Annotated in this window: 7 protein-coding genes and 1 tRNA gene; all 8 read right to left on the minus strand. The window is 52.5% G+C overall.

Features of this window, described 5'->3' with window-relative positions:
* Positions 1 to 70: 70 nt before the first annotated feature.
* The 8 genes from trpA to DX909_RS29145 all read right to left on the minus strand — a co-directional run bounded on the left by trpA (position 71) and on the right by DX909_RS29145 (position 7,124).
* Positions 71 to 886, minus strand: coding sequence for a tryptophan synthase subunit alpha (gene trpA, locus DX909_RS29110; protein WP_128548820.1), 816 nt, complete (start codon positions 884 to 886; stop codon positions 71 to 73).
* A gap of 73 nt (positions 887 to 959) precedes the next feature.
* Positions 960 to 2,162 carry a tryptophan synthase subunit beta gene (trpB, locus tag DX909_RS29115; RefSeq protein ID WP_128548822.1) on the minus strand — a complete coding sequence of 401 codons (1,203 nt, stop codon included), beginning with the start codon at positions 2,160 to 2,162 and terminating at the stop codon, positions 960 to 962.
* Positions 2,163 to 2,308: 146 nt separating this feature from the next.
* On the minus strand, positions 2,309 to 2,956 hold the full coding sequence (locus DX909_RS29120; protein ID WP_128548823.1) for a phosphoribosylanthranilate isomerase: 648 nt from the start codon (positions 2,954 to 2,956) through the stop codon (positions 2,309 to 2,311).
* Complete coding sequence (trpC, locus tag DX909_RS29125) at positions 2,953 to 3,777, minus strand: indole-3-glycerol phosphate synthase TrpC (protein ID WP_128548824.1); 825 nt, start codon at positions 3,775 to 3,777, stop codon at positions 2,953 to 2,955. The genes DX909_RS29120 and trpC overlap by 4 nt, the downstream gene beginning before the upstream one ends.
* 61 nt (positions 3,778 to 3,838) lie before the next feature.
* The gene (trpD, locus tag DX909_RS29130; protein ID WP_128548826.1) at positions 3,839 to 4,828 is read right to left on the minus strand and encodes an anthranilate phosphoribosyltransferase; all 990 of its coding nucleotides are present in this window, start codon (positions 4,826 to 4,828) and stop codon (positions 3,839 to 3,841) included.
* A gap of 25 nt (positions 4,829 to 4,853) precedes the next feature.
* Entirely contained in the window at positions 4,854 to 5,420 is a 567-nt protein-coding gene (locus DX909_RS29135; protein ID WP_128548828.1) for an anthranilate synthase component II, read from the minus strand.
* Between the two features lie 12 nt (positions 5,421 to 5,432).
* Positions 5,433 to 6,875, minus strand: coding sequence for an anthranilate synthase component I family protein (locus DX909_RS29140; RefSeq protein WP_128548830.1), 1,443 nt, complete (start codon positions 6,873 to 6,875; stop codon positions 5,433 to 5,435).
* 175 nt (positions 6,876 to 7,050) lie between these two features.
* Positions 7,051 to 7,124: transfer RNA gene (locus DX909_RS29145), tRNA-Pro, on the minus strand.
* Positions 7,125 to 7,245: the final 121 nt, after the last annotated feature.

A 7,245-nucleotide genomic window follows, 5' to 3' on the forward strand; every position in this document is an offset into this window, starting at 1 on the left:
GCCACTTTTTTCCCCTTTGTCAAGTCCCCCTCTCAAAAAAGTCTGGGGCGGTTTTCCACTCACCTGATTCTTAAGCGCTAAGGTTCGAAAATATTTTTTCTACCTGATGAGAATGACGGAGGGAAGAAACATAATTGAGGATGGCGGCCCGTTGATTTTCCTGGTTTTGTTCCAGCAAACGAACAAAAGCACTCCCCACAATAGCTCCATTGGCGTAGGCGCAGGCAGTATGGAAGGTTTCGTAATCCTTGATCCCAAAGCCGATCAGGCGCGGATTCCTTAGATTCATTTCTTTGATCCGGCTAAAATAGGCTTTCATTTCGTCGGTGATGCCTTTTTGGGAGCCGGTGGTACTGGCCGACGAAACCATATAGATAAATCCATCTGAAACCTCGTCGATCTTTCGGATACGGGATTCGATGGTTTGAGGAGTTATCAGGAAAATATTCAGGATTCCGTATCGGTCGAAAATCCCCTTGTACTCTTCCTTATAAACATCTACGGGAAGATCCGGCAGAATAAGGCCGTCTATGCCTACCTCGGCACACCTCCGGCAAAAGTCTTCCACACCGAACTGAACGACCGGATTCAGATAGCCCATCAACAGAATCGGTACCTTTACCTTTTCTCTGATCCCGCTCAGTTGTTCGAACAGCCGCTTTATCGAAATTCCGTTCTCAAGTGCCTTCTGATTGCTTTGCTGAATGGTTTCTCCGTCGGCCACGGGATCGGAATAGGGCATTCCGATCTCAATGAGGTCGACGCCGGCTTCACTCAGGGCTTCCAGAACCGGAACGGTATTTTCAAGGGTCGGGAAACCGGCAGTGAAGTAGATATTCAGAATCTGCTCTGATTTATTTCGGAACAACTCGACGATACGGTTCATGGTGAATACGGTTAGGAAATGAACGACTACCCGACTGCTGGAGCCGGCCCGTAATCGTTTATGTTATTTATTTTTATTTATCCAGATAGGCGGTATAAGCAGCCAGGTCCTTATCACCACGGCCTGACAGGCAGATAACGATCACCTCGTCGGAAGCGGCTTTCAGCTTCGGCAGGCAGGCCAAAGCATGGGATGATTCCAGCGCCGGAATGATTCCTTCCAGCCGGCTGAGTTCAAACGCGGCCTCGACGGCTTCCTGATCGGTGATGGAGAAGAACCGGCCCCGACCGGAGGAGTACAAATGAGCATGAAGCGGTCCGATACCGGGATAATCCAGTCCGGCGGAGATCGAATAGGGTTCGACGACCTGACCGTCCTCCGTTTGCATCAGGATGGTGCGGCTGCCATGCAGAATACCGGGTTTTCCTAAAGCCGTGGTTGCTGCCGAGTGCCCGGAGGTCAATCCCTGACCGGCGGCTTCAGCGGCCACTAACCGAACGGTGGGCTCGTCCAGATAATGATAGAAGGCACCGGCCGCATTACTTCCTCCACCCACACAGGCAATGATGTAGTCCGGGGTGGACCGGCCGGTTTTTTCCAGCAACTGTTTCTTTACCTCTTCGGAAATGACCGACTGAAACCGGGCGACCATATCCGGGTAAGGATGCGGTCCGACTACGGAGCCGATGATATAATGGGTATCGACCGGATTATTGATCCAGTGCCGCATGGCCTCATTGGTGGCATCTTTCAAGGTCTGGCTACCGCTGGTGGCCGGAACCACCTTCGCCCCCAGCATATGCATGCGGTCTACGTTGGGCTTCTGACGTTCCATGTCGATCTTCCCCATGTACACGATGCACTCCAGCCCCATCAGTGCGCAGACGGTTGCGGTGGCAACGCCGTGCTGGCCGGCCCCGGTTTCCGCCACGATGCGCTGCTTCCCGAGCCGCTTAGCCACCAGGATCTGGCCGATCGTGTTATTGACTTTGTGAGCACCGGTATGGCAGAGGTCTTCCCGCTTCAGGTAGATGGTGGTCTGGTAGGTATCCGACAGCCGACGGGCGTGAAACAGTGGGGTTGGACGGCCGACATAATCGGTCAGCAGGTCCCGGAATTCGCGCTGAAAGGCAGGATCGGCAATGATATCAAGGTAATTCCGGCGCAGTTCCTCTACATTCGGATAAAGCATTTCGGGAATGAAGGCCCCGCCAAACGTTCCGTAATAGCCCCGTTCGTCAACCTGAAATGCGGATTTTAACTCTGTAGTTTCCATTGTACTCCAATCAATACTATTCAGAAGGTCCGGTTGGTGCAAAAGCCCCTTTCAGCCCGAACGTCATTGTTTATGCAGGCAGACGTGTCTGCTCAGGCAGAGACGAACAGCCTCTGATCGTAGATTTTCTCCAATAAGCAAACCCGTTAAGCGACTGTTTCTTCTTCCTCTACCGGCTTGAGTTTAGCGATGATCGCCTTGATCTGACGAATGTCCTTCAGACCCGGTTCCACCTCCACGCGGCTGTTGATATCCACGCCGTACAGTTTCAGATGGCTGAGTTTCTGCAGTTCGTCGACGGTTTCCACGCCGATGCCTCCGCTGATGAAAAACGGCTTTTCGTTATCGTACCGGTTCATCAGACTCCAGTCGAAGGTCACCCCGTTTCCGCCGAACTGATCTCCCTTCGCGTCGAACAGGAAGAAATCACAGAACGGCTTGTAATTGTTGATCATGCTGAAGTTGAACGACGCATCGACCGAAAAAGCCTTGATGATGCTGGCGCCCCGGTTCCGGAGGTTCCGGCAGAATTCCGGGTTTTCGCTCCCATGCAGCTGCACGTATTGAAGGTCGTACTTCTTCACATTCCGCAGGATATAGTCCGGGCTGGCATTAACGAAAACACCCACCTTTTTCACATGGCGCGGAAACGACTTCAACAGGTCGACATCCAGGTCTTCACCAACAAAGCGGGGAGACTTGTCGAAAAAAAGGAATCCCATAAAATCGGGCGATACGGCGAGCAACTCTTGGATGTTGTCGGAATCTCGCATTCCGCAGACTTTTACCTTCATAGGATTAACTGGTTTTGAGATAATGGGTATACTTCACTCAACTCATCGAGTAATTCCTTCAAAGCGCTTTCCGGGGAAGGCGTTTTCATAAAAGTCTCCCCAATCAGGAAACCCTGGTAACCGGCCTGGCGCAGTGCCCGAATCGAATCGGCCTGCTGTAAACCGCTTTCCGAAATTTTTACGCAGAAAGCCGGAATCAGTGGGGCCAGCCGGACGCTCGTGTCGATGTCGGTTACAAATGTCTTCAGATTCCGGTTATTGACGCCGACCAGATCGACCTCGCCGACGAGGTAACCGGCCAGTTCGGTTTCATCGTGAATTTCCAGCAGCACTTCCAGACCGAGGTCGTGGGCCAGCCGGCTGTAGTCGGCCACCTGCCGGGGGGTCAGGCAGGCGGCAATCAGGAGAATAAAATCCGCCCCGATGGCTTTGGCCTCGACGATCTGGTAAGGGTCGATGATAAAATCCTTCCGGATGATGGGTGTTGCCGGGTTGGCCTGGCGTGCCTGGGTCAGATCATCGGAGGTTCCGCCGAAGAAAGGTTCATCGGTCAGGACCGACAGGCAGGCGGCTCCGGCACGAACGTATCCAGACGTGGTTTCAGTGACCGAAACCCGGTCGTTGATGACGCCTTTGGATGGAGACTTTCGTTTGAATTCCGCGATGATACCTGAGGAGCCGGGCCGCAGAATGGCATCACGGGCGGATAGCGGCTGCCGGTGGAATAGCGGTCGTTGTTCGAGGTCCCGTTGTGATACTGCGATTTTACGGTATTCTACTTCCTTTCGCTTACTCTCAATGATTCGTTCAAGTACATCCATTCTATTCTTTCCGGTAGCAGGCTACCGGTTTTTAACTTCGTATTACAAGGTTCCGGCCGTTTTATGCGGCCAGCAGTTTCTTAAACGAGGCCAGCGCCCGCTTGCTTTCCAGTGATTCCCGAGCCATTTGAATGGCTTCCCCCAGGTTCAGCGTACGCTCTGCCGCTACCAATGCCAAAGCCGCATTTGCTACGACGGCTTCTTTCTGAGCCGGGGTTGCTTCATTGTTAAGAACATTCATGAAAATACGGGCGGAATCTTCGACGGACTTGCCCCCGGCGAGTTCTTCGGGCGCAAGCAGAGGCAAGCCGATCTGTTGCGGAGTCAGCACTTGCTCAGCGTGTGAGGTAATCACTTTAAAGGCGCCGGTCAGCGACACTTCGTCATAGCCATCCAGAGCGTGTAGAATCATAAACCGCTTGGGCGTTTGCTGATAAAGATACGCATATAATCTGGCTAATTCAAGACTGAACACCCCGACGAGCTGTTTTTTCGGGAATGCCGGATTGACCATCGGGCCGAGGACGTTGAAAAACGTCTTTACGCCTAACTCCTTCCGGATGGGTCCGACGGTCTTCATGGCCGGGTGGAACAGGGGTGCGTGCAGAAAACAGATGCCCGCCGATTCCAGCATCCTGCGCAGGTTGTCGTACGCGTTGGTAAACCGGTAGCCGAGGAATTCCATCACCGTCGAAGACCCGCAGAGCGAGGATACGCCATGGTTCCCGTGTTTTGCCACCCGCTGGCCCGCGCCGGCCACCACAAAAGCCGACAGGGTCGAAATATTGAAAGTGTCCTTGCCGTCGCCCCCCGTTCCGCAAAGATCCATGATGTCAAACTCCGAGAGGTCGACCGGCAGGCACAGTTCAAGCATGGCATCCCGGAAGCCTTCCAGCTCCTCGACGGTAATGCTGCGCATCATGTAAACCGTTAGAAAGGCAGCGATCTGCGAGGTATTATACTGACCGGTCGCAATACCGGCCAGCACCTGACGGGCTTCGGTTTTGGTCAGCGTTTTGTATTCAAAGAGGTGGTTTAATATTTCCTTCATGATCGTCGAAAAGGGGTTGCGGGGATTAGTGTGCGAGCCAGTTTTGAAGCATCTCCCGGCCGTGTTCCGTCAGGACCGATTCGGGGTGGAACTGCACCCCCCGAACATCGAATTTCCGGTGTGCCAGCCCCATCACCCGGCCGTTTTCGTCGACGGCCGTTACGACAAGGTCTTCGGGCAGGCTTTCCGGAATCACCGTCCAGGAATGGTACCGGCCGACCATTAACTCCCGCGGTAGCCCATTGAATAACCGCTCCGAACGGTTTTCCACCACGGCCCGGTGGGCGACGCCATGGTAAACCTCGTCCATGTTTTCAAGTCTGGCTCCAAAGGCTTCTCCAATGCCCTGATGGCCCAGGCACACGCCGAGGATGCTTTTGGTTGGAGCATACCTCCGGATCACCTCCTGCATGATGCCGGCCTCGGAAGGAATTCCCGGTCCCGGCGACAGTAGAATTTTGTCGTATTCCTCCACCTCGTCCAGCGTAAGCCGGTCGTTGCGACGGACGTCCACCTGATGCCCTAACTCCCGAAGAATATAGACGAGGTTGTACGTAAAGGAGTCGTAGTTGTCAATAACCAAAATTTTCATGATTGAAGCGGTTTAGAGCGTTTTTGCCTGTTCAATTGCGGCTCTTAAAGCCATTAGTTTATTGTTTACCTCTTGGAGTTCACTTTCCGGGTCGGATTTGGCGACAATGCCGGCCCCAGCCTGGTAATGCAGCGTATTGTTTTTGCTCAGGAACGTCCGGATCATGATGGCCTGGTTGAAATCACCATTAAAATCCATGAAGCCGATACAGCCGGCATAAAAACCACGGCTCACCTTTTCATACCGGTCGATCAGTTGCATGGCCATGTGCTTGGGAGCGCCGGACAGCGTACCGGCCGGGAACGTCTCGCCGACGATCCGCAGCGGCTGGGTGGTCTCGTTCATCTGGCCCACCACTTTGGAAACCAGATGGATGACGTGCGAGTAATACTGCACCTCCTTGAACGTCTCGACGTTTACAGTATCGCAGTTCCGACTCAGGTCGTTCCGGGCCAGATCGACCAGCATCACGTGCTCGGCCGTCTCTTTCGGATCATTGTGAAGCTTTTTGGCCAGTTCAGCATCGGCCGCATCGTCCCCGGTCCGCCGGAAAGTGCCGGCTATCGGATAGATGATCGCTTTCCGGCCCTTGATGACAATTTGAGATTCCGGAGAAGATCCGAAGAGCTTATAACTGCCGTAATCGAAGTAGAAAAGATAGGGAGAGGGATTCAGGGAGCGCAGGGCACGATAAACGTTGAATTCGTCGCCCTGAAAAGGCGTGGAGAACTTACGGGAAAGAACGATCTGGAAAACGTCGCCCCGATGGCAGTGATCGATTCCTTTCTGAACCACCTGTTTATATTCGTCGTCCGAAAGGTTGGACTTTTCGGCTCCGGTAGTCTGGAAAGAGTAGGACGGGAAATTGCGGTTTTTGATGATTCCTTCCATTTCATCCAGCGTATCGGCTGCCAATTCCTCTCCTTCCTGCAGGTACGAATGTTCAAAGAGAAAGAGTTCGTCTTTAAAATGGTTGATGGCAATAACATACCGGAACACCTGGTAGACAACGAGCGGCACATCGTTCTCGGCCGGTGCAGACTGAAAGGCAATGTCTTCAAAGAACTGAACGGTATTATAACCGATATGCCCGAAGAGGCCGTTGGTAATAAAAGGGAAGGAAGATTTTTCGGATGTAAAACTGGATCGGAAAGATTCGATGGTGGATAGAAGATCAGCAGCCTGGGAAAGCGTAAAAGACTCGGTTTTTCCATTCGGATAACGGGTCGTTATCGCTTGCCCGTCAAATTCAAACCGGGCAACAGGGTCAAAGCAGATATAGGAAAAGCTGTTGTCGTTTCCATGATAATCGGAGCTTTCCAACAGGACGCTGTTGACAAATTTGTCTCTAAGACGTAGGTAAATGCTGACGGGCGTCAAGGTATCGGCCAGCATTTTTCGGTAACGGCTAACGACCTTGAAGGCGGAGGTTTGTCGAGGTATTACGTCAATCATGGCAAAAACGTTAAATGGTTAGAAAAAAAAAGGCCTACTGTGGTGAACAGTAGGCCTTCAGTGGTTTCTTGAAGATCTGCTAAAAAGCATGCGCTGACTGTTCAACTCCTTTCGAAGAAGAACGCCACCAAAGCATAGACATTTCGAATGAAAAGCGCATGTTTTTAATTATATGTCGGGGTGAGAGGATTCGAACCTCCGGCCTCTACGTCCCGAACGTAGCGCGCTACCAGGCTGCGCTACACCCCGATTTTTTCACAAAGATACGACTTTATGAAAAATGAAAAAACTTTACTTTATGCCAAAGCGCCGTAGGTTTGAGCTACGGCGCCGGCACATAAATAAGAAGGCGGCAGCTACCTACTCTCCC

It is taken from the genome of Larkinella soli, assembly GCF_003703975.1.
Lineage (GTDB): Bacteria > Bacteroidota > Bacteroidia > Cytophagales > Spirosomataceae > Larkinella > Larkinella soli.